The organism is Brevibacterium senegalense, from assembly GCF_000285835.1.
GTDB classification, from domain to species: domain Bacteria; phylum Actinomycetota; class Actinomycetes; order Actinomycetales; family Brevibacteriaceae; genus Brevibacterium; species Brevibacterium senegalense.
The window spans coordinates 166,695-192,494 of record NZ_HE978604.1 but is presented as its reverse complement, the minus strand read 5'-3'; the positions used below and the strand labels follow the sequence as shown (position 1 = coordinate 192,494).

The window sequence follows — 25,800 nt, the reverse complement described above, 5'->3', positions numbered from 1 at the left end:
AGAGATCAACAGGCCGTGTCTGCTGGTCGAGGGGAAGACACCGACTTCACCAGGATCAAGCAGGGGGTTCCTTCAACCCAGAGCGCGATCTCTTCCAGCCGCAGCGAGCCCCACACGGACCGTCCACGTCTCCATGGAGCCAGCTGCGTCGATGTACTCTTCGTTGGATTCCGGCTGTGCGAACCACTGGGAAACCGTGCCGAGCCACCTCGCTACGTCGTCAGGTACCTTCTGGTCGAACTCAGCGATCCTTGCTGCGCTGGGGGCTCATGCAACCGCGAGCGGCGTGATCGCAGCCACCTTGTCCCTCAGAGCGCGACGCTCGAGCCGCAGTTCATAGTTCGACTGCAGGTTCATCCAGAACTCCTCAGACGTCCCGAAGTACCGCGCCAGGCGGATCGCCGTGTCGGCGGTGATCCCCCGCTTACCGTGCACGATCTCGTTGATCCGGCGCGGCGGCACACCGATGGACACAGCAAGCTTGTTCTGCGTGATCCCGAAGCCCTCGATGAAATCCTCCATCAGGATCTCTCCCGGGTGGATCGGCTCGATCAGGTCGGCCTCAGTGATAGTCGACGAGTTCGACATTATCCGCACCTCCATCTCTCCAGAAGAAGCAGATCCGCCACTGGGCATTCACCCGGATGCTGTGCTGACCCCGCCGATCTCCGGCCAACTTCTCCAACCGATTCCCGGGCGGGATCCGCAGGTCGTCGACGTCCTTTGCCGCGTGAATCAGCTCGAGCTTGCGCAGCGTCGCCCGCTGCACGGTCCGATCAACACCCTTGACGTACTGCTCGTGCCAGATTCGTTCGGTGTCTTTGTTCCCGAATGATCTGATCACGAGAGCATTCTATAACGGGAGCCGTCAATAACGCTATACGTTAAACCGGAACTCGACCGAGTTCCGGCACGGAGCAACCTCTGGGCTCGACAGGTCGACGTCGCAGGAGCACTTAAGCAGCCGCCCCCACGGGGTATGCGTGCTCTGGGCTGGATCAGGGCTCAGAGTACGTATTCGAAAAGGTGGAACTGGGTCAGGTCCGTGCCCTCGTAGACGACCGTGTGGCAGCCCAGGTCGGTGAAGCCGTGGCGCTCGTAGAGCTTCCGCGCGGGGACATTCTCGACGTAGGTGTCCAGGCGGACAGCCTTGCAGCTCTGCTCGCGGGCGACCTGGAGCGTCGCATCCACGAGGGAGCGTGACACTCCTGTGCCCAGATGGTCGGGCACGACGCCCAGAGCGTGCACGACGAGGACTTCATGCGGCTCCGCCTCGATGGTCCACGCGGCATCTCGGTAGGCGTCCACGGCGTCGTGGTTGAGCACTGTGACCCCCGCGATCTCGCCGCCCTCATCGCGCGCGAGATAGAGCTCGCCGGCCTCGACCCAGCCGGCGACCTCCTCGGGGGTGGGGGGGGTTCTCGGTGTGCCAGTGCGGGAAGTCGACGGTCTCGGCCAAGTGGTCGATGATCAGCCGGTACGCCTGCTGCGCGACGGCGGTGTCAGTCGCTTGTGCTCGTCGAAACGTCAGAACCATGCTCAGTGTCCTTCTATCGACTTCTCCGACCATTGCCGTGAGAGAAGCCCATCGTGATGCCTACCGACTGTAGCGCGTTGATCTGTACCCGAATGCGTTCCGCCGCATCGCAACTCTTGAGGGCACGGCGACGGCGGACAAGCTGGTGTCAGCCGTGCGAGGTGTCCGCCGAGGGGCGATGCCGCAGCGGAGCCGCCCAGGGCTCGCCGAAGATCAGCTGCGTCCGACAGTGCGCGACCTGCGGCAGCGCCAGAAGCTTGTCGATGATGAGGGTCTGCAACTCGGTGCTGTTGGCGACTGCGACGTGGACGAGGTAGTCCTCGCTGCCGCTGACGTTGTAGAGCGCGAGCGTCTCCGGCAGGGCGAGAGCCTTCTGCACGAAGTCGTTGGCCATGTCGCGGTCGTGCGGACGGATCTGAATGCCAAGGAACGCCTGCTCCCCTTTGCCGAGCAAGCGCGGAAGCACATGCGCGCGCGTAGCAACGATGGTGCCGTTGCGGCGAAGTCTCCGGATCCGCTCCAGGCAGGTGCTCGGAGCCACACCCACCTTGGCGGCGATGTCCTTGTTCGGCATGGTCGCATCCACCTGCAACAGTTCGAGGATCGCCCAGTCCACCGAATCCAATTCGGGCTGTCGAGCTGACTTCATCTGAGGTTCACGCATGGATACAGAGTAGCGAATCCTACCCGTAACCTGGCTTCCGAAAGATTCTACGGATCGGAGGCGCAGGTGGGAGCAGAATCCTGGGCGGCGTTCGCCCTCGCTCTGCTGGTAGCGCTCGCAGTGCCCGGCCCAGACCTCGTGCTCGTCGTGCACTCAGCGACCCGCAGCGTCCGGGAAGGCGCATCCACTGCAGTGGGGATCGTCGCCGGCCTGATGCTGCACGCGCTGCTCGCTGCCGCCGGTGCGACCGCCCTACTGGTGTCTGCGCCTGGGGCGCTGACCATCATGCAACTGCTCGGGGCTGGAGTGCTGCTGTGGATGGGCGCGAGCATGCTTCGGGCCACCCCCAGCACCGACCCTGACGCCACCGAGGACATCGGGCACCGGACACAGGGCGGCTGCGCGCGTGGATTCGTTACGAACGCGACCAACCCGAAGGCGCTGCTCTTCTTCACGGCGATCCTGCCCCAGTTCATCGGACATGGCGACGGAGCGAAGATGCGGACCGTCGCCCTGTGCGCAGCGGTCGTGCTCGGCGCAGGATTGTGGTGGACGGTGACGATCGCGCTGATCCGGCTGTTCGGCTTCCACCGGTCCCCGACCGCGGGCCGGATCATTACCCTCCTGGGCGGCGTCGCGCTGCTGTTGGAGCGGACGAACCGGCCCTTGGCGTGGGTGACGACCGAGGTCAGCGCATAGCTGCGGCAGCCGTTGCGGCCGGTGGCTGCGGTGTCGCACTCGGTGCGCCAACGGCGGCCATCCTGGGCGGTCCATTCGCCGTTCTTGGCGAGGGGATTGGTCTTCCATGCGCCGCGGTGCGAGGGCAGGTAGGTCAGGTTGTTGAACACCCAGCCGTTGTGGGCCACGTACTGGCCGCCGACCGTCGACACCTTGGTGGCGAAGATCTCGGTGCGGCAGCGCACCACCGTGGAGGAGTACTTGCTGCAGTCGGTCTTCCAGTAGCGGCCGTTGACGTAGTGGCCGCCGGGCGTGACGTACTGGGTGGTCTCGGAGGCCTGCGCGGCCTGGGGTGCCACCAGGCCGAGGGTGGTGCCGAGCAGAGCGGCCACCGAGGCGGTGATGAGGCGCTTGAGCAGGGGTATGGTCCTTCGGGGCTGGGATGAGCGGCCTCGAGTTTAACAGTTTCCTGATGAAACCCCAAGAAATCTCTCAGGATTGACTCCCTGAGCGACGGCGTCACGGCAGGTCAGGCCCCGGTCGCGCCAGAACACCGCTACCACGAAGCCTGAGAACCCGGCTGCGTCGACAGGTACAGCACCCGACACCTCGGCGCTCACCCGGTACCCGCCGCGCTTGGGATCATGCGCCTCTCCCGAGCCCGGCGGTGTTGTGGCGGTTCAGGAGATCTGGTTACTGTCTTCTTGGACGTAAAGGGTCTCGGCACGCTGGAGGTCTGAGTTCACCGAGATCCTCATGGAGTCGGTCACCGTCCGCCCACCGGCAGGCTGGATGGAAGGTGGCGTCTGAGCACCGGGGTTTTTCAGGAGCTTGAAGGGGATCACAAACCCGCCGGTCTGCGTGGGCATTCCGAGCGTGTTTCCGTTGTAGGCGATGGAGTCGTGGGTGAACGTCAGCGTCGTCCACGCGCCCTGTGTTGTCGTCGCGGTCCACTCCCACGGAGCACCACCGTCGTCTGCCTCATCGAGCCACGTGGCTTGATCCGCCAGGAGTTCGTACACGGTGTTGTCGAATGTCAGCTGTACGGTAATGGGACCACTCGTCCAGTTTTTGTACGTGTCAAACTGAACCGTGTTGTACAGAGACTCGTCATAGAGCATCATCTGCATGCCGAGCTGGAACTTGACCTTGCCCTCGCCGTCATCAGAGATCAATCCGTGTGGCCACGTCGTTACGTTGGTGTCCTTCTGGTTGGTGTCGGCAGCCTGGGTATCAATGAGGGCCATATAGTCGCCCGGCCTCGGCGTGCTGGACGCAGCGAACGCGGGTGCCGAGCTGGCAACCACGATGGTTGCGGCGCTCCACGCCGCTCCTGCGGCCAGCACCCTGCGTCGTGCGGGGTGGGACTCGGCGATCTTGCGTGTGGACAAGGGACTTCCTCTCGGCGAACGGGCCTCGGGCGGTGGATATAACGGCTCCGGTTTCCAAGCTAATACCATCCTAACACGACTCGGTGACCCACCTCCGCGTCCCCAAAGTCAGTGCAGGTCGGCGGCCCCCAGCCGTGGGGAGCGAGCGCCCAGTCCCACGGGCTGCACGCGCCAGGTAGGGCCCGCTCGTAGCCTTTGCCGTGCAGCCTGGTGCTGACCACCTGGCAGCGCTCGACGCCCTCACCGACTCCGGCGACCGCGGCTCCTTCGAGGGCCCTCCTCACGAGGCCGCCGGTCTGGTGACGATCGCGTGCGGGCCAGTGGGTCGACAACCAACTTGCCCACTGGGCGGGCGAGGCCCGACCCAGCTCCGACACCGCGCCAGTTCGATTGCGAGGTTCGCGCCTACCCGAAAGTTGACGTCGCGACGGGGGTTCGAGCTCTATGCTCGCCACATGGAGTGGTGGCGCAAACCGAGGCAGGATTCATCACGGCTATCGGGCCGCCAAGGCCTGGCTTGTCTCGACGCGGGAGTTGCGTGATGCTTGGCCTGACCGTAGGCCCGGGTGGCGCCGTCAAGCCAGGAGCGTGCGACCTCCTCGACGCGAGCCAGGACGGCGTCGTCGTCGACCACCTCGGCCACCAGACCCCACTCAAGGGCCTCCCGGGCGCTGAGCAGGCGGTCGGTGAGCACGAGTTGGAGCGCACGGCGCTCGCCGACGGCGCGGGCGAGGTGGGCGGTCACCGACAGGTCGGGCGTCAGCCCCATGGCCGCGTAGCGGCTGCCGATCCTGGCAGAGGCACCGGCGACGGCGTAGTCGCTGCAGAGCATGATGCCGAGGCCTCCCCCCGCGGTGGCGCCCTGCAGCGCCACTGCCACCGGGATGGCCGATTCGGTCAGCGCCAGGATGCCTGCGTTGATGGTCTGCGCCAGCGCCTCCACCTCCTCAGCGCCGCTCATGGAGGTGGCCATCTCCGCCACGTCCCCGCCGGCGCAGAAGGAGGAGCCGGCGCCAGCCAGGACGATGGCGCCGACGTCGCCCCTGCCGGTCACCTCGATGGTGACCCGCTCCCAGGCCCGTGCCATGTCTGCGTTGAAGGCGTTGAGCCGCTCGGGGCGGTTGAGGCTGAGAGTGGCTAGACCGTCGTCGACGGACAGCAGGATCGGATCGCTCACCGGTTCTCCTCCTCGTACGCCTCGAACTCGCGGAGCTTTTCCCCGTAGCCGCTCTGGGGGTCATGGCGCAGGTCCAGCCAGAGGTCGACGAGCGCCTTCACGGCCGCTGGCGCGATCACGTTCTGCCCCATGCAGAGGATCTGTGCGTCGTAGTTCTCCACCGCGCCGCGCACGGTGATCAGGTCGTGGGCCGTGGCGGCCCGGATTCCCTTGACCTTGCTGGCGACGATGGCGGTGCCGATCCCGGTGCCGCAGACGAGGATCCCGCGGTCGGCGTGGCCCGCCGCGATCTCGCGGGCGGCGCGGAGGGAGACATCGGGATAGGTGATGTCGTCGGTGGAGAGGTCGATCACCTCGGACACCCTCCCATCGGCCCTCAGGTGGGCCACCAGTTCGTCCTTCAGCGCCGCGCCGTTAGCCGGCGCCCCCACCACGATCTTCACTCGTCTGCCCGCTCTCCGTCGATGTCGATGCACCATCGAGCCTACTCCCCGAGACCGGTGGCGCTTCTTCTGCGGGGAAACGACTCAGGGCCGCCGTCTCGATGAGACGGCGGCCCTGAGCGGACTAGTTCAGATCAACGAATGACCTTGAGGTCGAGGCCTGGGGGCCCTGCTCGACGTCGTATTCGACCTTCTGGCCCTCTTCGAGAGTGCGGTAGCCATTGGACTGGATCGCGCTGAAGTGCACGAACACGTCTGCCGACTGATCGTCAGCCTCGATGAAGCCGAAGCCCTTGTCGCCGTTGAACCACTTTACGGTACCTGTTGCCATACTATTTTCCCTTCTGACATGGGGCCCGCAACCACTCGTGGCCCCACGTTCATCTGCGGCCTCCGCCGTTTGCGTCCTGAAGGATGGCCAGCCTGCCGAAGTTCGACCTGCCGGGCAACCAACTTTTGAGTCAGGGGGATTTTTGAGTCAGCGTTCGTGCCGAGCAATCGCCCGCCGAACAATTAGAACTTGCCCCGAGAGCAGGCCCTTCGAGGCCGCCTGCCTGCTCCGCTCACACACCAAAAGGAAGGCAGCGGGCCCCTGCGGAAGCTCCGCAGGGGGCCGATCAAAGTCCCAGTTCAGCGGGACAAACGCTTAGCAACTGATGGTAGATCGGAACTCGTCCGCCGAGCCAGATCCGAAGCTGCGAAGGTAAAACTCCTGGTCAGACGGCCTTTTTTAGACATTGAACCTGAATTCGACCACGTCACCGTCCGACATGACGTAGTCCTTGCCCTCCATGCGGACCTTGCCGGCGGCCTTCGCCTCGGCCATCGAGCCCAGCTCGTCGAGGTCCGCGAACGACACGACCTCGGCCTTGATGAAGCCCTTCTGGAAGTCGGTGTGGATGACGCCGGCGGCCTCGGGCGCAGTGGCACCCTTGGGCACGGTCCACGCGCGCGATTCCTTGGGTCCCGCCGTCAGGTACGTCTGCAGACCCAGCGTGTCGAATCCGACCCGCGCGAGCTGATCGAGGCCTGCCTCGTCCTGGCCGCTCATCTCGAGCATCTCCGCGGCCTCGGCCTCGTCGAGCTCCGCCAGCTCCGACTCGAACTTCGCATCGAGGAAGATCGCCTCGATCGGCGCGACGAGAGCACGCAGCTCGTCCTTCTTCGTCTCGTCCGAAAGAATGTCGTCGTCAACGTTGAAGACGTACAGGAACGGCTTGGTCGTCATGAGCTGGAGTTCGCGCAGCGGCTCCGCGTCGAAGCCGTCGCCCATCGCCTGGAAGAGCGTGCGCCCCTCCTCGAGGATGGCCTGGGCCTTCGTCATCGCGTCGAGGATCTCCGGATCGGTCTTCTTCTGCTTGACCTCCTTCTCGATGCGCGGCCGCGCCTTCTCGAGAGTCTGGAGATCCGCGAGGATCAGCTCCGTGTTGATCGTGTCGATGTCGTCGGACGGCGACACCTTTCCGTCGACGTGGACGACGTCGTCGTCGGAGAACGCGCGGATGACCTGGCAGATCGCCTCGGCCTCCCGGATGTTCGCCAGGAACTGGTTGCCCAGCCCCTCCCCCTCCGACGCACCGCGGACGATGCCGGCGATGTCGACGAAGCTGACCGTCGCGGGGATGATCCGCTCCGACCCGAACACCTCCGCCAGTCGGTTGAGACGGGGATCAGGCAGCGGGACGACGCCCACGTTGGGCTCGATGGTCGCGAACGGGTAGTTCGCGGCGAGCACCTGATTCTTGGTCAGCGCATTGAACATGGTCGACTTGCCGACATTGGGCAGTCCGACGATTCCGATAGTAAGAGCCACAGAAGGGGAGTCTAGTCGTTCGCCTCCAGGGCTGTGTCCGTGCCGCGTGCTTGCATGGTGGGTATGGAAGCGATCTCACTGACCGGGTCCCTCATCCTCGTCCTCGCGATCGGCATCGCGCTGGGCTGGTGGCTGGGCAGCAACCGCTCGCGCGCTCAGTCGCAGGAGCGGCTCGTCCGTGCGGAGACGACGGCTCAGATCCTCTCCCAGCGCACTGAAGCGCTCGAGGCCGATGCTCAGGTCGCCGGAGAGCTCACCGCCGCGGTCGGCCCCCTCACGTCCACCGTACGCGCGCTCACCCAGCAGGTGACGGGACAGGACCGGCAGCAGACCGCCCGCCTGGCGGGACTGGACGAACAGCTGCGGCAGCTCGCTGCTCAGAACCAGCGACTCCAATCCTCGACGCACGGGCTCCTCACCGCGCTGTCCTCCGACAGCGGTCGCGGCGACTGGGGTGAGGTTCAGCTCCGCCGCATCGTCGAACTGGCCGGCATGACCCAGCACATCGACTTCGACGTACAGGTGACCGCCACGACGGATGCCGGGCGGATCCGACCGGACATGATCATCCGGCTCCCGGGCGACGCATCCATCGTCCTCGATGCGAAGACACCGCTCAGTGGTCTGGACGCCGGCGGAGACGCCGAGGCCGATGCCACCGGATCTGACTCCCCCACCGGTGCAGGTGGGCGCGACCGCGTTCGTGCTGCGACGCAGGTGCACGCCGTCCGCAGGCACGTGTCCGCGCTGTCGAAGAAGTCGTACTGGCAGGCCTTCACGCCCACTCCGCGCTTCGTCGTCTGCTTCCTGCCGTCGGACGGCCTCCTGACCCTGGCCGGTCAGGAGGATCCCGCACTCATCGACGATGCGCTGTCCTCCGGCGTCATCCTCGCGTCGCCGTCGACCCTCCTGGGTCTCCTCAAGACGGTCGCCCTCAACTGGCAGCAGGCGGAGCTCAGCAGCAGTGCCCACCAGATCCTCGACCTGGGCCGCGAGCTGCACGACCGCGTCGCGACCCTCACGGAGCACCTCACGCGCATGGGGTCCAGCCTGGATCGGAGTGTCGAGGACTACAACCGCCTCGTCGGCTCCTTCGAATCGCGGTTCCTCCCCACCGCGCGCAGGCTCTCCGCCACCGGCGTGTCCGACACCGACCTGGGCGAACCGCAGGAGCTGACCGGCCGTGCGCGCGGACTCACAGCCCGCGAGTTCTCCGCCGTCCGCGGCACCGGGAACGGCACGTCCTGACAGATCCACCCTCCCGCACGTGTGCGGGAGGGTGGATCAGCAGGGTGAGGACTCAGCCGCGGCGGAGTCAGTCGGCGGTCGTGCTGCCCAGGACCTCGCCGTCCTCGTCCAGCGCCTGGACCACGACGTTGTCCAAGTCGTCCTCCACGGGAATGGCCGTCTCGAACCCATCACGGTCGACGGTCGTGACCTCCTGGCGCGAGCCCTCGTCCGCCCCGGCCAGAACGCGCCACTGCTCGACCTCGGTCGCACCGTTCCACGAGACGTACACGTGCGTCTCGTCGTCCGCCGTCTGCATGTTCGCCGCCGGCGGCTCTGCGGGTGCGCCCGTCCACTCGTGCAGGTACGCGCGGTAGTTCGAATCGGCGCCCACGGTGCCGTCGCGCACCACCTCACCGTCGGCCGTGTACTCCGTGAAGGACGGGAGCGCGCCCCATCCCAGCACGACGTTGCCGTTCTCCAGCTCCTGGTAACTGCCCTGGTTCGCCGCGATCCGCGGCACCGGCGGCAGGAACTCGTCGATGACCTCGACGGTCTTCTCCTCCGGGTCGACGTCGAGGCGCAGACCGCGGGACGAGTCGCCCAACGTGGGCGAGGACTGGTTGTCGAACAGGGTCAGCGCACCGTCCGCGCTGCGCTCCGCGTCGTGCTGCCATGCGAAGTACGCATCCTCCGGCATGTCGAAGTCCGACCCGGGTCCGCCCAGCGTCCAGTTCACCTCGCCGGTCTCGCGCTCGAGGTTGTAGATCGCATGCGTGTTGCGGGCGGAGACGAGCAGCGACCCGTCATCGTCGACGGTCACGGAGTTCCCGTGGAAGTAGTCGTAGGGCTTGTCCTCCGTCCCGGCGTCATCCTCGAACTCCCGCTCGGACTCCGTCACCGGGATGTGGTCGAGCGAGCTCCAGTCCAGGAGCACCTCACCGGTCTCGATGTCGATCTCCTGGATCACACCGTCCCAGACCCAGCCGTCCGCATCGCCGCCCACCTCGCTCAGATCCGCCTGCTTGGGGACGTACGCGATCAGCAGCATCGTGCCCTCGTCCGTGATCGTCGTCTCGTGGAGATCGACCATCCGATGGGGCAGGTCACCGCCCATGCCCACACGGGCGATCTCCTGATACGACTGGTCGACGACGACCACCTCGCCCTCGGCCAGAGGCGTGTCGACGATCCCCTCCCACCAGGTGAGCACCGGCTCCCCGTGGTACTCCTGGACCCGCAGGTCCCAGCCTGCGGTGGGCTCGTCCGTCTCCTGGGCCTCGTCGTCCTCCTGGATCCAGACGGGCTCGCCCTGGTCATCGATGATCGTCCGACCGGACCACTGCCCGGTCTCGCGCGATTTGGGGCCCACGAAGAAGTACTCGTCGGACCGGTCACCGTCGGCGGGGCTCAGCTCGATCTGCGGAGCCGTGAGGTCGGTGCTCTCGTACTCGGTGTTCTCGAACTCGTCGGCCTCACCGCCGTCGGTCGAACATCCCGCCACCACGACGAGCGTCGCGGCGGAGAGCAGGGCTGCGGTCTGGGGCCAGGGGCGCACGGCCGGCATCGAATCATCCTGTTCACGAAGACGTCTGCGGGTCGCAGACCGCCTACGGAGCAGGCACTCTGCCGCACGTCAGCCTACTGGAAAAGCGCGAGTCGTTCGCAGAGGCCAGGTCGCAGCCCTCAGGAACCCGCGGCCGCCTTGAGGTCCTTCCGCAGCTCACTGGGCAGGGAGAAGATGAGGTCCTCCTCCGCCGTGCGGACCTCTTCGACGTCGGTGTACCCGTAGTCGGCCAGCAGGCGGATCACATCCTGGACCAGGACCTCGGGCACACTCGCCCCACTGGTCACGCCCACGGTCGCGACTCCGTGGAACCACTCCTCGTCGATCTCACGGGCGAAGTCCACACGATGGGACGCCTTCGCGCCGTGCTCCAGCGCGACCTCGACGAGGCGCACGGAATTCGACGAGTTGGCCGATCCCACGACGATCACCAGGTCCGCGGCCGGTGCGACCTTCTTGACCGCCACCTGCCGATTCTGCGTCGCATAGCAGATGTCGTCGCTGGGCGGGTTCTCCAGGTGAGGGTAGCGCTCACGCAGGATGTCGACCGTCTCCATCGTCTCGTCGACGCTCAGTGTGGTCTGCGAGATCCACACCAGCTTGTCCGTGTCCGGGAGGTCAACTGTCCGCGCCTCCTGAGGGTCCTGCACGAGGGTGATCGCCTCCGGCGCCTCCCCCATCGTGCCTTCGACCTCCTCGTGGCCCGCATGGCCCACGAGCACGATCGAGTACCCGCGCTTCGCGAACCGCACCGCCTCGCGATGCACCTTCGTCACGAGGGGGCACGTCGCGTCGATCGTGTCGAGGCTCCGGGTCGCCGCCTCCGCATGCACCGCCGGCGACACACCGTGCGCGGAGAACACGACCCGTGCGCCCTCCGGAACCGCGTCCGTCTCGTCGACGAAGATCGCTCCCTGCTCCGACAACGTGTCGACCACGTGCCGGTTGTGGACGATCTCCTTGCGGACGTAGACGGGCGCGCCGTAATGCTCGAGCGCGCGCTCCACCGCGATCACCGCTCGGTCGACCCCGGCGCAGTAGCCCCGCGGGGCGGCCAGCAGGACCTTCTTCTCTCCGCCGGCGGGCTGACGGATCTGCGAGGGGTCCTTGCGGCGGCGCGGCATCGTCGGCACGGGAACTGTCACAGTCATACCCGCCAGTCTAGGCCGTGCTCGTCAGAGGACCCTGGACGTGTGCGCCGCCCCGCCGGCGGGCACCACAGCTCACCGCGCGGTGGGCTCCCGGCTGGGTCGCGCTCAGTCCGACGGATCCAGGCGGGACAGCGCCGGCGAGTAGTTGTACAGCCGCAGCCGGACGGCGCCGACTGCCGGCGCGGGATCGGTCCGGGCGGACCGCAGCGCTCCGGGCCCGCCGTCCACGTCCAACACGGTGAGGCTGGCTGGATGACTGGGCACCGCGCTGCGCGGGTCGAGGCCCACGACCTCACGCAGGAGTGCCCGGATCGGCCCGCCGTGGGTGACCACCAGAACGGTGCGGGCACCAGCGTCCTGCGCGTGCCCCACGGCCGCGCACAGTCCGTCGACGGTGCGAGCCGTCAGCTCCGCGAAGCTCTCCGCTCCCGGCGGGCGGTGCAGACCGGCGCGCCAGTCCGCATAGCACTGCGGGTGCTCCGCGCGGATCTCGATCGACGACCGCCCCTCCCAGTCACCCAGGCGCGCCTCGTTGAAGCGCGGGTCCGCACGGTGCACGGGCTGGCCCAGCACCTCTGCGGACTCACGGGCGCGGGAGAGCCCCGACACGACCACGTGCTCCGGTGCCGCGTCCGCGATCGTCCCCCGCAGCGCAGCCACCTGGGCGCGTCCCGTCTCCGACAGCGCGATGTCCCGCTGCCCCTGGAGCCTGCGGGCTCCGTTCCAGTCGGTCTCGCCGTGGCGGACGAGGAGGATCCGGATCATCGCGCCACCGTCCCCTGCACCTGCGCCGTCGCCTCGTGCACACGACCGGTCGCATCGAACACCGCGTCCGGTGCATCCGGCAGCACGAGGAGCAGCGGATCCCCGACCCTCAGCTCCACGGGCGCTCCGCGCGTGACGGACACGCGCGTGCCGTCCTCCAGCTGCACGCCCACCACCCACCGGTCAGCCATCGGCACCTGGTCCGCGAAGACGGCCGGCAGCCGACCGGTCCCGCTCATGGGCCGGTCCGCAGACCCGTGCACCGCCGTTTCCAGACGCAGCGATTCCGCGCGGTACATCGCAGACACGCGCGCTTCCGGTTCTCCGCCGTCCGACAGGCCCTGGGGCGCCGGGCCGCAGTCGGTCCCGCCCGCGACCAATCGGCCCGCGACCGCACGGCACCGGACGATGTTCGCCGGCGGCGTGCCGATGAATGTCGCGGCGAAGGCGGTCGCCGGCTCATCGAGCAGTTCGCGTGGCGTGCCGAACTGCTCGATCCGCCCGTCGTTCATGAGGGCGATGTGCGTCGCCATCGTCATCGCCTCGACCTGGTCGTGCGTCACGTACACGCTGGTCGCACCCGTGGCCCGGTGGATGCGCATGAGCTCGCTGCGCGTGTCGACGCGCAGCTTCGCGTCCAGGTTGGACAGCGGCTCGTCGAAGAGCAGCATCGCCGGTCGTGGCGCGATCATCCGTGCGATCGCCACGCGCTGCTGCTGACCGCCGCTGATCTCACCCGGATAGCGATCGGCCAGCGGCGCGATCGCGACCATGTCGAGCACCTCGTCGACGCGCTCCCGCCGCGCTCTCCGGTCCCACCCGGCCACCGTGAGCGGCCATTCGATGTTGGCGCGCACCGTCTTGTGCGGCCACAGCGCATACGACTGGAACACCAGACCCGCCTCCCGCTGGGACGGGGGCACGTCCACGGAGCCGTCACCGCACGCGATGACGCGGTCACCGAAGCGGATCTCCCCGCCCGTGGGAGATTCGAGGCCCGCGAGCATCCGCAGGGTCGTCGTCTTCCCGCAGCCGGAGGGCCCCAGGAGGACGAGGAACGCTCCGGCCGGCACGGACAGGGAGATCCCGTCGACGGCCGCGGCGGATCCGAAGTCCTTCCGCAGCTGTGACAGGGTGAGGGACGCGGTGGGCGCATCAGGTGACATGGATGTCCTTTCGCTGTGCCGCCGCCCCGTGGGCGCGACCGGCAACGGGTGGATCGAGGTCGAGGAGTCAATCGCCGCAGTCGTCATCGTGAGGCGCTCCACGGCTGCGCTGCGCCCTCGAGTCGACGGGCGAGGATCGTCGCGGCGACGGAGATCACCGCGATGACGACAGTGACGGCGTTCGCCAGCTGGGTGAAGTTCTCCGACGAGTACTGGTAGGTGAGCACCGCCAGCACCGGCATGGCGGGAGTCGCCAGCAGCACGACCAGTGAGAGGTCGCGGACCATCTGGACGAAGACCAGCACTCCCCCGGTGAAGAGTCCGCGAGCCGTCAGCGGGGCGATGATCGCACCCAGGCGGCGGAACAGCCCCGCTCCCGCCATCACTGCGGACTCCTCGACGTCCTTCGACACCTGGCTGAGCGCGGACGTCGCAGCCCGCACGGAGAAGGGGATCGTGGCGGCGATGCCTGCCAGGACGAGGATCGCGAAGGTGCCGTAGAGGCTGGGGAACGGGCCCACCGGCGCACCGAACTGGGCGATGAAGGCCGCGCCCAGCGCGATGCCGGGGATGAGGAACGGCACGAACGACACCGCGCTCATCGAGCCCAGCAGCCAGCGGGGTCCGCGCGAACGGGTCAGCACGTAGGAGATGAGGAGACCCAGCACTCCCGCGCCGATCGCCACACTCACGCCCAGCAGCACGGTGTTCCACGTCGCGTCGAGGATCTGCGGATTGGTGAGGATCCCCCGCTGCCCCTGGGCGAGCGCCGGATCGGACCCGCCGATCCAGTAGTGCAGCGTGAAGCCGGAGGAGAAGTCGTTGGTCCTCCGCACCAGCGAACTGAGCACCAGCACGATCCCCGGCAGGATCGTCGTGCAGAGGATGACCGCCCACGCCAGTGCGCCCACCGGCCACGACCACCCGCCCAGATCCACGGCGCGGGACCGTCCGCCCTTGCCCGTGATCGTCGCGAAGCTGCGTCTGCCGCCGGCGCGCGACGAGGCGAACATGACGAGGGCCGCGACGACGATGAGGACCAGCGAGAGCACATAGCCGCGCGCCACGTCTCCGGTCGTGATCGCTCCGTAGAGCCGGGTCGACAGCGTGTGGAACCGGACCGGCAGACCCAGCAGTGCCGGGGTGACGAAGTTCGACACGCCCTCGGCGAACGCCAGCAGTGCACCGGAGACGACGGCGGGGGCGACGACCGGCAGCGCGATGTCCCGCGCCACCCGGAACCGCGAGGCCCCGGTCATCTCCGCCGCTTCCAGGAGGTCGCCGTTCACGCTCGCCAGGGCCGCGGCGATGAGCATGAAGGAGAGGGAGAAGTAATGGGCGGTGAGCGTGACCGCGACCGGCACGGGCCCCCAGGCCAGCCAGTCCGGGACCGGCACGCCCATGTTCATGAGGATCCCCGTCGATCCGCCGATGAGGTCGTTGCGGAAGACCGCGTCCCACGCGAGCGCCAGGGCGAAGCTGGGCAGCGCGAAGGGGATCGTCGCGAGCACCCCCAGCACCGCGCGTCCCGGCAGCCGCGTCATGACGACGACCCACGCGAGGAACCCGCCCACCAAGGTCGACAGGACGGCTGTCGCGGTGCCCATGAGCAGCGAATTGCCCAGCGGGCGCCACAGCAGATTCGCGGACATCCGGCTGGCGAACACGTCCGTCCACGCGCTGCGGCTGTCCGCCGCGAGCGTCGTGTTGAGCAGTCCCAGCAGCGGAGAGACCACCAGGATGGCGAGGATGACCAGCACGCCGGCGGCCAGCAGGGTCGTGGGGCGGGTGAGCGCTGTGCGCACGCGGCCCAGGCCTCGGTTTCCGCGGGCCGGAGCTGCGGAGCCCGGGTCCATGGGCGCCGCCTGCGGGGCGGGGGTGAGCGGTGGTGCCGTCATGGGGGGGTCCTTCCGAACCTGTGGCGGGCAGGCCGCGGGCCCGTGCGTGGAAGCTCCCCGCGCGGGCCCGCGGCAGTCGTACGACCGGTGCGACCGGTCAGAGTGTGAGGAGGAAGTCCGCGACGTCGCCGCGGATCGACGCGGTCTCCTGCGGATCGATGTCCCAGGCGCCCAGCTCGTCCAGCGGAGCCGCGTCCTGGGGCATCTCCATGTCCGTGCGGACCGGGTAGTCACCGGGGACGTAGAACGGCTCGTAGCCGGGACCGCCGGTGGGGGTGTCGTCGCCCATGAGGAAGTCGGCGGCCAGCCGGGCGGCAGCGGGGTTCTCCGCGTCCTTCACCATGCCGATGTAGGCGGGGAAGGTGATGCCCACGGACGGGGTCGTCCCCAGCGAGGCCTGCAGCGCCCAGCCTTCCTCCTCGTTGTCGCGGCGGTCGGAATAGGAGGTGAAGCCCACCGGCGGATTTTCCTGGTCGGTCGCACCCACGGCCGCGTTCACGTTGTCCGTGTCGTCGACGAGCACCAGCCCGTTCGCGTACAGATCGGTGATGAACTGCTCCCCCGCGTTCTCGACGCCGTCGGACAGCTCGATCGGGGAGCCGAAGTGCTCCTCGTACGCCTGGGCGAGCGCGTCGGACTGACGGACGAACTCCGTCATGAGGTCCAGGTAGTCGCCGCGGACGCTGGGGTCGACCATGACGACCCGGCCGTTCCACTCGTCCTCCGTCAGCTGCCAGAGGTTCTCGATCGGGCTGCCGTCGGGGTGCGCCTCCTCGTTGTACATGAGGATCTTCGTCGACAGACGGTTCGCCAGGAGCGGCTCCTGGTACTCCTGCGGCACGGAGTCCGCGACCCGCTGAGGCACGTAGTTGGACAGCACGCCGGACTCCAGCAGCTCGGTGATGACGACGGGAGCGTCGGAGATGTAGGCGACGTCCGCGGACGGGGTGCCGGCCTCCACCTCCGACTGCAGGCGGGTGATCTGCTCGGAGGAGGAGATGTCGTGGCCGATGAAGTCGATGTCCGGGTACTGGGCCTCGAACGCCTCCTCCACCTGTGCGATGCGGGAGGTGAACGAGTAGACGGTGACCTGTCCCTCCTCGGTCGCCTGCTCGACGAGCTCGTCGTGGCCGGCGGTGTCGAGCGGGTGCGGCGTCGCCGCGGCCTGGACGTCATCGGTCGTGGGGGTCCCTCCGCCGCAGGCGGCGAGGATGACGACGAGCGGCAGTGCGGCGAGGGCGAGGAGTCTGTTTCTGGGCATGGCGAAGTCCTTCTGCTTTCGTCAGCGGGTGGCGCGGATGGGGTGGTGCGGGAGTGGGACGGTGACTCAGTCGAACTCGGCGAGGAGCCCGTCGAGTCGGTCGAGTGCCGGCAGGGCAGTGTCCGGGTGGCGCTGGGCGATGGTGAGCACGATCGCGTTCGCGATCATCATCGGCACGGCCAGGGAGGCGAAGCCCTCCTGGGTTCCGCGCGGCGCCGCGAGGATCCGCGCGGGTGAGGGATCGAGGGTGTGGAGGGTGTCGGTGACGAGCAGGGATCCGGCCCCCACCCGTCCGCAGTGGGCGAGCAGGTCCGTGAGGTTCCGGGGCGGACGCCGGAAGGCGAACGCGACGAGGAGGTCGCCCTCGCCCATCGGCAGGATCCGCTCGGCGACCTCGCGCCCGCTGCCGGACAGGCAGACGGGCTGGAGGCCGAACCGCCGCAGGCGGCGATCGAGCAGGTCCGCGAGCACCGTCGAGTTGCCGCGGGCGAACACGAAGACGCGCCGCGCCCCGATGATCGCGTCCGCCGCGCCATCGATCTGATCCTGGGTCACGTGCCGGCTCACCGCTGCAAGCGAGTCCAGCTCCGAGGCCAGGAGGCTGTCGAGCAACCCCTGGTCCCGCTGCTCGCGCAGCTCCGCCCGGAAGCGGTCGCCCGCTCCCGTGAGGCCGTGGCCCAGGTCCGCCCGCAGTGCGTCGCGCAGCTGGGGATACCCCTGGTAGCCCAGCCGCTGCGCCAGCCGCGTGGCCGCGGCCGGATGCACGCCGGCGCGCCCGGCGACCTCCTCGCCCCGCCACAGCGGGGAGTCCGCCGGGTGGCCCAGGATCTCGTCGAGCAGCGCGCGGTCGGTCCGGGTCAGGCGCCCGCGCGCCTCGTCGATGCGTTCATGGAAACTCACAGAACCGACACTAGCCGCAATCTTTCTTGCATCCACCCAATAGTCAGCAATTTCAATTGCGGTTCAGCAGGCCGTCATCTGTCCGCGCGACGGTTTCCCGCCCGTTCACCCGCCGGTCGCCTCGCGAACCCGCAGGAGGGCCGGGCATCGTGCCGCCGGAAGCGCCTCACACCTCGCGCGCCAGACCCTCCGCCATGCGTGCGGCCAGCCCCGCCCACTGCGGCCGGAAGGCGTAGACGCCCACCAGCCGGGCCCGCGCGGCGTGCCGGTACACGTCCAGCCGGTGCGCGTCCGCGTCCACCGCGTCCGCGGCCCGCTCGATCGCCGCGTGCGCCACTGCCGCCCGGGCGGGATCGACCAGTCCCTGCGCGACGCGCAGGTCGACGTGCACGTCCAGGTTGCCCAGATCCAGCTCCCGGTCCGCGGCCACGGCGGTGTCGAAGTCGAGGAGTCCCAGCCCGCCGGTCCGAGCGTCGAACAGCATCTGCCCGTCGTGCAGGTCCCGATGGGCGACCACCGCCGCCCGCCCGTCGCCCAACGACAGGAGCGCGTCACGTGTGCGCTCCTCGATCGACCGCAGCTGCCCGCGCAGACGGTCTGCGAACCGGCCGGGGTCGGACTCCCTCACGTGCGCGGACCAGCCGGCGACGACCTCGGCCTCGTCCGCGGCATCGTGGGTCCCCAGCCCCGCCGGCGGCACCGGTGCGAGGACCAGCTGCGGCCACAGGCGCGCCCACCGGTCCCAGGCCCGCGCCCAGTCCGCGTCGGACAGGTCGAGCAGCGCTGTCCCCGGCACCGCGCTCAGCGTCACCGAGTCCTCATCCGCCGCGACGACGCGCGGCACGGCGAACCCCGCCGCGGCAGCCAGTCCGCCCGTCTCCGCCGTCGCTCGGGCTACGCCGGTCGCGCGCCCCCGGCGCAGATGCTTGACGAAGCCGTCTGCGGTGCGGACGACGGCCCGCTTGCCGGCGCGGTGGACGAGGAGCTCACCATCGGGACGCAGCGACCGCAGTGTGGGGTCCTGACCGAACGGCAGGACCTCGAGTCGGCCTTCCGGGACGGGAGATGCATGCGACCCCACTCCCGAGGCCGCAGAGTCTCCCGCTGCAGGGTCCGGTGCCAGCCGGGCGGCTCGCAGGCGGCCGGCCTCGTCGCGGCACTCGAGGATCCGCTCACCGCCGGCACCGGGCCACCCCCGCACCACGGTGAGTCGCTCCTCGCCCCACCGCAGCACCAGGGGCGCGCCGGGCCCCGCCGTCCTCGTCCCGCTCATGCGTCCGCTCCCACGGGGTCTCCCTCCAGCACCGCGAGCGCCTGCCTGATCCGTGCCCCGATCTGCTCCCTCCACGCGGGAGCGAGGGCGCGGAACGGTTCCGCCACGCGCAGCAGCAGGTGATGGGCCGTCCACGCCCGCACTGCCGCATCTCCGGGCTCGGCGGCCCGGACCGCAGTCCCGTCGACCGCCGCCGCACGCTCGCGATAGGCCGCCACCAGCGCCTCCGCGGTCCCCGCGCGTCCGCGGATCAGCTCGACGGCGGCGAACCCGCCCAGGTCGTAGCCGGCCGGTCCGATCGCCAGACGATCGAGGTCGATGAGTCGGACCGCACCGCGCGTGTCCAGCACCACCTGGTCTGCGGACAGATCACCGTGCAGCAGCACGTCCCGGGAGCGGTCCGCGGCCAGCACGCGGCGCACCTCCTCCCCCACGCGGTCGAACGCGGGCAGGAGGTCCGGCATCACCGCCTCGAGTCCGTCGCGAGCCGCCACCACCGCGCCTGCCGGATCGACCCGCGAGAGCCCCGCCTCGCGCAGACCGGGCACGGTGTCCAGCGCAGCGTGCAGCCCTGCGACGGCCTCGGCCGTGCGGTCGAGCGCACGCGTCGGAGCCCGACCCGATGCCTCTGCGGCCAGCAGCCGTTCGAGGTCCCCGCCCGCCACCCAGGGCTGCTCGATCCCCACGCGTGTCCGGCGAGCCGGCAGCACGGAGACGCCCGCCGCGTGCAGCGGCGACACCAGATCCGCCGAGGCCGGGGCCGTGTGCCACACCCGCAGCACCGTGGGTGCCTCCGGGGCCGAGGCACCGGGGGCACCCGGCGCCACACGCCGCAGCACGAGCCTGCGCCACGGGTTGTAGCTCAGCACGGTGCCCGCCACGGCACCGCGGGCGTCGACGAGGCCACCGCGCCGCAGGGGCTTGTGCAGGTGCTTGTCGAGTCCCACCGGTCCCGCCTGCAGATGCAGTCCGGACCCGGGCACCTCCGCGTCGAGGAGCGGGAACCCGCTCTCTGCGGCACGCGCACGGATCTTCGCGGCCTTGTCCGCACTGCGGGGACTGCGGACCACCAGCCACCACGGCTGTCCGTGACCCGTCACCCGCGCCAGGACGGAGTGCCCGGGCTTGTACCGCAGATGCTCGAGGCGGGGGTCGGCGCCCGTCGCGGCGTCCGCCGTGGCACCGGCCGCCGAATCCGTTCCCAGCGCTGCGCGCACCGGCTCGGTCGCGCCCGCCTCCGCCAGGAGCGATCGGACAGCGGACAGTGCCGGCCCGTCCGGGTCGTGCAGGTCCGCGACGAAGCGGTCCAGCGGATCCGGCGCGTTCATGCGCCCACCTGCGCACCGTCGAGCTGCGCCTCGACCCACGCGGCGAACCGGCCGGACGGTTCCGCCAGCAGCTGCTCCGGCGTGCCGTCGAGGACGATCCGACCGTCCTCCATCCAGACGACCCGGTCAGAGGCCAGCGCCATCGTCGCGTCGTGCGTGATCGCGAGGGTCGTGCGGCCGGCCGTCAGTCGGTCGATCGCCTCGAGCACCCGCGCGGCCGCAGCCGGGTCCAGCCCCGTCGTCGCCTCGTCCAGCACGACGACGGATGCGTCCCGCAGGAGGGCCCGCGCGATCGCGATGCGCTGCCGCTGCCCGCCGGACAGAGTGCCGCCGCGCTCCCCCACCGGGGTGTCGTACGCGTGCGGCAGGACGGCGATGAAGTCGTGCGCGTTCGCTGCTCGTGCGGCCTCCTCCACCTCCTCTTCCGTCGCATCCAGGCGTCCCTGTCGGATGTTGTCCCGGATGGTGCCGGAGAAGAGCACGGTGTCCTGCGGCACCAGCGCGATGTGCGCGCGCAGGCTCGTCAGCGTGATGCGGCGGATGTCCAACCCGTCCAGCAGCACCGCGCCGCGGTCGGGGTCGATGAGGCGGGGCAGCAGCCGGCTGAGCGTCGACTTGCCCGCCCCGGACGGACCCACGACCGCGATCCGCTGCCCGGCCGGCACCGTCAGGTCGATGTCCATGAGCGTCGGCGTGTCGGGGTCGTGACCGAACCGGACCCGGCGCAGCTCCACCTGCCCGCGCACCGCGGGGAAGCGGCGACTCATCTCGTCGTCCCCGATCTCGACCGGTTCGTCCAGGACGTCCGCCACCCGTTCGCCCGAGGCCGTCGCCCGGGCGATCCTGCCCGTGTACTTCGCCAGGTCCCGCAGGGGCTTCATCGCGGTCTTGAGGTACGTGAGGAAGATGACGAGGTCGCCGGGGGTCATCCCGCCGGCCAGGACTCGCCAGCCGCCGCCGGCCAGAACGAGTGCCGTCGCGACGCCCACGATGACGTCCGTGCGGCGCTCCAGGCCCGCGGCCAGCCGCTTCGCCCTCACCCCCTCCGCCAGGGTGCGCTGGTTCGATCCGGCGAAGCCGCGCCCGATCTCCTCCTCCAGCCCGTAGGCGTGCACGACGTCGATCGCGCCCAGCGATTCCTGCGCGATGTTCGCCAGCTCCCCCTCGCCCCGGCGGGTCTTGCGCGAGGCCTGCGTGATCGCCTGCGCGGAACCGCGCGACGACAGCGCGAACGCGCCGGCCGCCAGCACGACGACGCAGGCCAGCAGCGGGTCGAGGACCGCCATGACGATCGCCATGACGAGGAGCGTGATGACGTTCGCCAGCAGCGGCAGGCCCGCGGTGACGGCGACGTCCTGCAGCTTGCCCACGTCGCCCACGAGTCGCTGCACCAGGTCGCCGCGCCTGCTCCGCGCGTGATAGCCGCTGGACAGCGACTGGATGTGCGCGAACACGGCGGCGCGCAGCTTCGTCGCGATCCGGGAGCCGGCGAGCGCGAAGGCGACGGTGGCGAGGTAGTTCGACAGCGCGCGCAGCCCCACGATGACGACGACCGCGGCACCGCAGGCCACGAGCAGGCCCACCCCCGCACGGGCGGCACCGGGCACGTCCGCACCCAGCTGCGCGGTGACGGCGTCGACGACGAACTTGACCGGCCACGGTTCCAGCACCCGGAAGGCGACCTCGAAGAGGAGCGCGACGATCCCGCCGGCCATGAGGGTGCGCTGGCCCCGCAGGTGGGGCCGCACGATCGTGAGCGTGCGCGCCAGGGCGGCGCGATCGATCCTGTTCTTCCGACTCATGCCGCCGCCCGTGCGGGAGTCCGTGCAGTGCCCAGCAGGAGGTCCGCGAGGATCGCGTCGACGGCGGCCGTCCAACTGTGCGCCTGCACCGCCCGTTCGCGCGCGGCCCGCGCCATCCGCCGCCGCGCGGCCGGGTCTGTCACGAGCCCGTCGATCGCCTCCGCCAGCGCCTGCGGATCCGACGGCGGCACCAGCACGCCCGCACCCGTCCCCGCGAGGATCCGGGGGATCTGCCCGATCGCGGACGCGACGACCGGCAGTCCGGCCGCCAGGTACTCGAACACCTTGAGCGGAGAGAAGTACGACTGCTCCTCGGGCACCTCCGGGTAGGGCGCGACCGCCAGGTCCGCCCCGGCCAGCAGCGGACCCACCTGAGCCGGCGCGACCGCCCCGGTGAACGCGACCCGTCCACCCAGGCCGGCCTCGGCGACGGCGGTCTGCAGCGACGCCCGCTGCGGCCCGTCGCCCACGACGACCAGGTCCCAGTCCGCCGAGGCCCGGGAGACGGCGTCGAGGAGGTGCTCGACCCCGTGCCACGGCTTGAGGGTGCCGACGAAGACGACCCGGGCCCGGGCCCGGTCGGTCTCGTGGGCGCCCGGCACGATCCGGTCCGTGTCGACCCCGTTGGGCACGACGCGCACGTCCGCACCCGGCGCGAGGCCGCGGACCCAGTCCGCGACCGGCTCGGAGACCGCGATCGTGCGGGCCGCGGCACCGGCCTGCCGTGTGAGGCACTCCCGTGCGCCGGCCTCGTCGACCAGCACGCGGTGGGTGCGCTGCTCGTCGATGAGCGGCGCGTTCACCTCGAGGATGCCGGGGACGCCCGCCTCGGCCGCCTGCGCGAGGACGGTGGAGAACAGCGAGTAGCGCTCGTAGACCAGGTCGAAGCCGCCGTCCGCGACAGCCCGGGCGATGCGGGCGGACACGGCGACCTGCGCCCGCTCGCGCGCGGCCGGGTCGTCGCCGTCGGCGCGCACGGGGACGTGCACCAGCTCGGTGCCCGCGAGGTCCGCAGGACGGTCCTCACCCACACGGGCGGCGAACAGCGTCACCCGCGCACCGCGGGACTCCAGCTCCCGCACGACCTCCTGCACGTGCACGGACGCGCCCTTCGTGCCGAAGACCGGCACGCCGGGGTCGACGCACACGTACGCGACGCGGCGGCCGGACAGATCGCCGGCGGTGGGGAGGGGGCGCCCGTCCTCCAGCGCGGCCAGGGCCCGGGCCTGCCGGTGCGAGTCGAAGCGGGTCTCGATGAGTCGGCGCGCGGCCTGCGCCATCGCAGTGCGGTCGAAGTCCGGGCTCGCGACGGTCCCCAGCGCGCGGACCAGGCCGGCGACGTCGCCGGGGGCGTGCAGCAGGCCCGTCGTGCCGTCGACGATCGCCTCGGGGATCCCGGTCACGCTCGAGGCGACGCACGGCACCCCGCTGGCCATCGCCTCGAGCAGGACCGTCGGCAGTCCGTCCGCGTTCCCGTCCTCCCCCACGACGGAGGGGGCCGCGAAGACGTCCGCCCACCGCAGCAGGCCGCGGATCTCCTCCTGCGTCTGCGGACCGGGGAGTGCGACGACGTCGGTGAGCCCGGCCTCGGCGACGGTGTGCGCGAGCGACTCCCGCAGTTCGCCGTCGCCGGCGATGCGGACCTCGAGGGGCACGCCGTCCGCGCGCAGGCGGCGGGCGGCCTCGACGAGGTCCGGGAACCCCTTCTTCTCCACCATCCGGCCCACGGCGGCGATCCGCAGCGGGCGGTCCGCGGTGACCGTCAGCGGAGCGGGTGCGGCGTACGGGAACCGGTCCAGCTCCAGCCCGTTGTAGACGAGGTGCACGCGGTGGGCGTCCTGCGGGTACGCGCGGGTCAGGTGCTCGAGGTTATACTGCGAGATCGTCACGAAGTGGTGGGCGCGACGGATCGTGCGCCCCAGCCGGTCCGGGTCGACGGACTCGTGGAAGAGGTCCTTCGCGTGCGCGGTCACGGAGTACTCGACGCCCGCCAGCAGCGCCGCGATCTCCGCCGTCCGGCCGGACAGGGACGCGAAGTGGGCGTGGAGGTGGGTGATGCCCCGCTCCGCGACCTCGCACGCCAGTGCGATCGCCTGGTGGACGTCCGACGCCTCGTAGTCCGCCAGCTCCGGCAGGAGCTCCGCGAACCGCTGCGGGAACTCCGGGATCGCGCGGGTCGCGCGGGGATAGAGCGCCCACGCATCGGCCACCTTGTACGGCTTCGCGATCATGTGGACGGGCGCCTGCACGCGGGCGATCTCCGGGTGGAAGCGCGTGTCCGTCGTGGGGCGCAGCGCGAACACCGTCAACTCCTCGCCGGCTGCCTCGCGGGCCAGGATCTCCGTCACGATGAAGGTCTCGGAGAAGCGCGGGTAGACCTTGACGACGTACGCCGTCCGGCGCGGGGTCGCGGGGTGGGGATGCTCAGATCGCAGCACGGAGGACTCCTGGGGTCGGAACGGATGCGGCCGTGGCCGCAACGGGGGCGGGCGCCTGCGCGGCGCCTACGGGGACGGCGGAGCGCGTGGGGGTCGCGGGCCGTGCGGACAGGGAGGCGGCCAGGTCGACGACGTGGTCGAGGCCCGCGAGGTCGAGCCTCCGACGCGCCGCCGTCTGCCGGTCGCCGGTGCGGGGGTCCGCCACAGCGGTCGCCAGCCAGTCGCCCACCGCCTCCGGGTCGACGAGGGCAGGGTCGATCATGTCGACCGCCCCGGCCCGGGACAGGCCGCGGACGCGGATGAGCTGCTCGGTGCGCGGGTCGGTGCGCGGTGCGACGAGGACGGGGGTGCCGGTCGTGAGGACCTCGGCCATGGTGTTGTAGCCGCCCATGGTGACGGCGGCCTCGGCACGGCTCAGGTACGACAGGCCGTCGGCCACCCGCGCGGTGACCCGGGTCGACGGACCGGCGGCGGCCTCGACGAGCACCCGGTCCGCGGACGGCATCTGCGGACCCGTGACGACCAGGTGCTGCATGCCCTCCGGCACGCGCGCGGCGGCCGCGGCCCGGGCCAGGTGCACGCCGTCCCCGCCGCCGCCCACCATCGTGACGATGAACGGGCGGCGCGCGGCCGGGGCCCGTCCGGACGTCGTCCGGCCCTGGGCCAGGAGCCCCGTGAAATCCACCAGCCCGGCCAGCTCGCCGGGCAGCTCGCCCGTGGCCAGCGGGTCGTGCACGGCGCGGTCGCCGTAGACCCAGATCCGATCGAAGAGCGCGGCCACGCGGTCGACGCCCACCCGCTCCCATTCCGCGCGCACCGCGTGGGGCGCGTCCAGCACCTCGCGCAGGCCCAGCACGAAGCGCGTGTCCGGCTTCGCGGCACGCAGCGCGCGCAGGGGCTCGGTCAGCTCGCCGTCGACGCCGAACGCGTGGCGGTCGACGATGACGACGTGCGGGCGGAACGAGGTGAGGGCGGCTGAGATGACGGCGGACCGGATGTCCAGCACGCGGCCGGGCTGCACCGCCAGGGTGCGGGGCTCGTAGCGGTCCCGGCCCTTGCGGATCCCGGGCATGACGACCCAGTCGAAGCCGCGGGGCGCTCGGAACGACGGAGCGGACCGCTCGCCGGTGATGAGGAGTCCGGAGACGGTGCGACCGGTGAGGGCGGGCAGCCGGTCCGCCAGCGCCTGGGCGATCGCCAGGTTGCGACGGGTGTGGCCCAGCCCCACCGAGTCGTGGGAGTACAGCGCGACGCGCAGCTCCCGCCCCTGCTCCGAAGTCCTCATGCGCATTCCCGCTTCCCTCACCCCGATCGCGCCGGG

The 25,800-nt window shown here is 70.2% G+C and carries 22 protein-coding genes and 1 pseudogene; 2 read left to right on the top strand and 21 right to left on the bottom strand.

Features of this window, described 5'->3' with window-relative positions; genetic code table 11:
- Positions 1-267 precede the first annotated feature (267 nt).
- The 4 genes and pseudogenes from HGBR_RS10210 to HGBR_RS10200 all read right to left on the bottom strand — a co-directional run bounded on the left by HGBR_RS10210 (position 268) and on the right by HGBR_RS10200 (position 2,201).
- Positions 268-588 (bottom strand): HigA family addiction module antitoxin, encoded by a 321-nt coding sequence (locus HGBR_RS10210; RefSeq protein WP_019159246.1) that lies wholly within the window; start codon positions 586-588, stop codon positions 268-270.
- Entirely contained in the window at positions 563-844 is a 282-nt protein-coding gene (locus HGBR_RS19495; protein ID WP_083882838.1) for a type II toxin-antitoxin system RelE/ParE family toxin, read from the bottom strand. Before HGBR_RS19495 ends, HGBR_RS10210 begins: the two co-directional genes overlap by 26 nt.
- Before the next feature lie 161 nt (positions 845-1,005).
- A pseudogene (locus HGBR_RS17490) lies at positions 1,006-1,401 on the bottom strand (GNAT family N-acetyltransferase); the annotation flags it as partial.
- A 284-nt stretch (positions 1,402-1,685) separates the two neighbouring features.
- Positions 1,686-2,201 (bottom strand): Lrp/AsnC family transcriptional regulator, encoded by a 516-nt coding sequence (locus HGBR_RS10200; protein ID WP_051013397.1) that lies wholly within the window; start codon positions 2,199-2,201, stop codon positions 1,686-1,688.
- Positions 2,202-2,267: 66 nt separating this feature from the next.
- On the opposite strand from HGBR_RS10200, the gene HGBR_RS10195 reads away from it, so the two are divergent.
- Positions 2,268-2,900, top strand: coding sequence for a LysE family translocator (locus tag HGBR_RS10195; protein ID WP_019159243.1), 633 nt, complete (start codon positions 2,268-2,270; stop codon positions 2,898-2,900).
- A 659-nt stretch (positions 2,901-3,559) separates the two neighbouring features.
- On the opposite strand, the gene HGBR_RS10185 is transcribed toward HGBR_RS10195, so the two are convergent.
- From HGBR_RS10185 to ychF, 5 genes are all read right to left on the bottom strand, one after another.
- Complete coding sequence (locus HGBR_RS10185; protein ID WP_147522426.1) at positions 3,560-4,270, bottom strand: hypothetical protein; 711 nt, start codon at positions 4,268-4,270, stop codon at positions 3,560-3,562.
- 442 nt (positions 4,271-4,712) lie between these two features.
- Positions 4,713-5,447 carry an enoyl-CoA hydratase/isomerase family protein gene (locus tag HGBR_RS10180; RefSeq protein WP_019159240.1) on the bottom strand — a complete coding sequence of 245 codons (735 nt, stop codon included), beginning with the start codon at positions 5,445-5,447 and terminating at the stop codon, positions 4,713-4,715.
- Positions 5,444-5,890 (bottom strand): RpiB/LacA/LacB family sugar-phosphate isomerase, encoded by a 447-nt coding sequence (locus HGBR_RS10175; protein ID WP_019159239.1) that lies wholly within the window; start codon positions 5,888-5,890, stop codon positions 5,444-5,446. Before HGBR_RS10175 ends, HGBR_RS10180 begins: the two co-directional genes overlap by 4 nt.
- Positions 5,891-6,014: 124 nt before the next feature.
- Positions 6,015-6,221, bottom strand: coding sequence for a cold-shock protein (locus tag HGBR_RS10170; protein ID WP_019159238.1), 207 nt, complete (start codon positions 6,219-6,221; stop codon positions 6,015-6,017).
- A 399-nt stretch (positions 6,222-6,620) separates the two neighbouring features.
- A complete protein-coding gene (ychF, locus tag HGBR_RS10165; RefSeq protein WP_026077501.1) occupies positions 6,621-7,703 on the bottom strand; it encodes a redox-regulated ATPase YchF in 1,083 nt (360 codons plus the stop codon).
- Between the two features lie 63 nt (positions 7,704-7,766).
- Here ychF and HGBR_RS10160 point away from each other — a divergent pair, with 63 nt between their 5' ends.
- The gene (locus tag HGBR_RS10160) at positions 7,767-8,951 is read left to right on the top strand and encodes a DNA recombination protein RmuC (RefSeq protein WP_019159236.1); all 1,185 of its coding nucleotides are present in this window, start codon (positions 7,767-7,769) and stop codon (positions 8,949-8,951) included.
- A 67-nt stretch (positions 8,952-9,018) separates the two neighbouring features.
- Here HGBR_RS10160 and HGBR_RS17485 read toward each other — a convergent pair whose 3' ends face one another.
- The 12 genes from HGBR_RS17485 to HGBR_RS10100 all read right to left on the bottom strand — a co-directional run bounded on the left by HGBR_RS17485 (position 9,019) and on the right by HGBR_RS10100 (position 25,764).
- Positions 9,019-10,497, bottom strand: a complete 1,479-nt coding sequence (locus tag HGBR_RS17485) for an arylsulfotransferase family protein (RefSeq protein WP_019159235.1) — start codon at positions 10,495-10,497, stop codon at positions 9,019-9,021.
- Between the two features lie 119 nt (positions 10,498-10,616).
- Positions 10,617-11,648 (bottom strand): 4-hydroxy-3-methylbut-2-enyl diphosphate reductase, encoded by a 1,032-nt coding sequence (locus HGBR_RS10150; protein WP_083882837.1) that lies wholly within the window; start codon positions 11,646-11,648, stop codon positions 10,617-10,619.
- 105 nt (positions 11,649-11,753) lie between these two features.
- Entirely contained in the window at positions 11,754-12,413 is a 660-nt protein-coding gene (locus HGBR_RS10145; RefSeq protein WP_019159233.1) for a histidine phosphatase family protein, read from the bottom strand.
- Positions 12,410-13,579 (bottom strand): ABC transporter ATP-binding protein, encoded by a 1,170-nt coding sequence (locus tag HGBR_RS17480; protein ID WP_019159232.1) that lies wholly within the window; start codon positions 13,577-13,579, stop codon positions 12,410-12,412. Before HGBR_RS17480 ends, HGBR_RS10145 begins: the two co-directional genes overlap by 4 nt.
- An 83-nt stretch (positions 13,580-13,662) precedes the next feature.
- Positions 13,663-15,477: an ABC transporter permease gene (locus HGBR_RS10135; RefSeq protein ID WP_019159231.1), complete on the bottom strand. Its 1,815-nt coding sequence runs from the start codon at positions 15,475-15,477 to the stop codon at positions 13,663-13,665.
- A 97-nt stretch (positions 15,478-15,574) separates the two neighbouring features.
- Positions 15,575-16,738, bottom strand: coding sequence for an ABC transporter substrate-binding protein (locus HGBR_RS10130; RefSeq protein ID WP_019159230.1), 1,164 nt, complete (start codon positions 16,736-16,738; stop codon positions 15,575-15,577).
- Between the two features lie 66 nt (positions 16,739-16,804).
- The gene (locus HGBR_RS10125) at positions 16,805-17,638 is read right to left on the bottom strand and encodes a MurR/RpiR family transcriptional regulator (protein WP_019159229.1); all 834 of its coding nucleotides are present in this window, start codon (positions 17,636-17,638) and stop codon (positions 16,805-16,807) included.
- Positions 17,639-17,804: 166 nt separating this feature from the next.
- Positions 17,805-18,911: a phosphotransferase gene (locus tag HGBR_RS10120; protein ID WP_147522424.1), complete on the bottom strand. Its 1,107-nt coding sequence runs from the start codon at positions 18,909-18,911 to the stop codon at positions 17,805-17,807.
- Entirely contained in the window at positions 18,908-20,239 is a 1,332-nt protein-coding gene (locus HGBR_RS10115) for an aminoglycoside phosphotransferase family protein (RefSeq protein ID WP_019159227.1), read from the bottom strand. The genes HGBR_RS10120 and HGBR_RS10115 overlap by 4 nt, the downstream gene beginning before the upstream one ends.
- Positions 20,236-22,041: an ABC transporter ATP-binding protein gene (locus tag HGBR_RS10110; RefSeq protein ID WP_019159226.1), complete on the bottom strand. Its 1,806-nt coding sequence runs from the start codon at positions 22,039-22,041 to the stop codon at positions 20,236-20,238. The genes HGBR_RS10115 and HGBR_RS10110 overlap by 4 nt, the downstream gene beginning before the upstream one ends.
- Positions 22,038-24,479, bottom strand: coding sequence for a glycosyltransferase family 4 protein (locus HGBR_RS10105; RefSeq protein ID WP_019159225.1), 2,442 nt, complete (start codon positions 24,477-24,479; stop codon positions 22,038-22,040). Before HGBR_RS10105 ends, HGBR_RS10110 begins: the two co-directional genes overlap by 4 nt.
- Positions 24,466-25,764, bottom strand: coding sequence for a glycosyltransferase family protein (locus tag HGBR_RS10100; RefSeq protein ID WP_040364983.1), 1,299 nt, complete (start codon positions 25,762-25,764; stop codon positions 24,466-24,468). The genes HGBR_RS10105 and HGBR_RS10100 overlap by 14 nt, the downstream gene beginning before the upstream one ends.
- Positions 25,765-25,800: the final 36 nt, after the last annotated feature.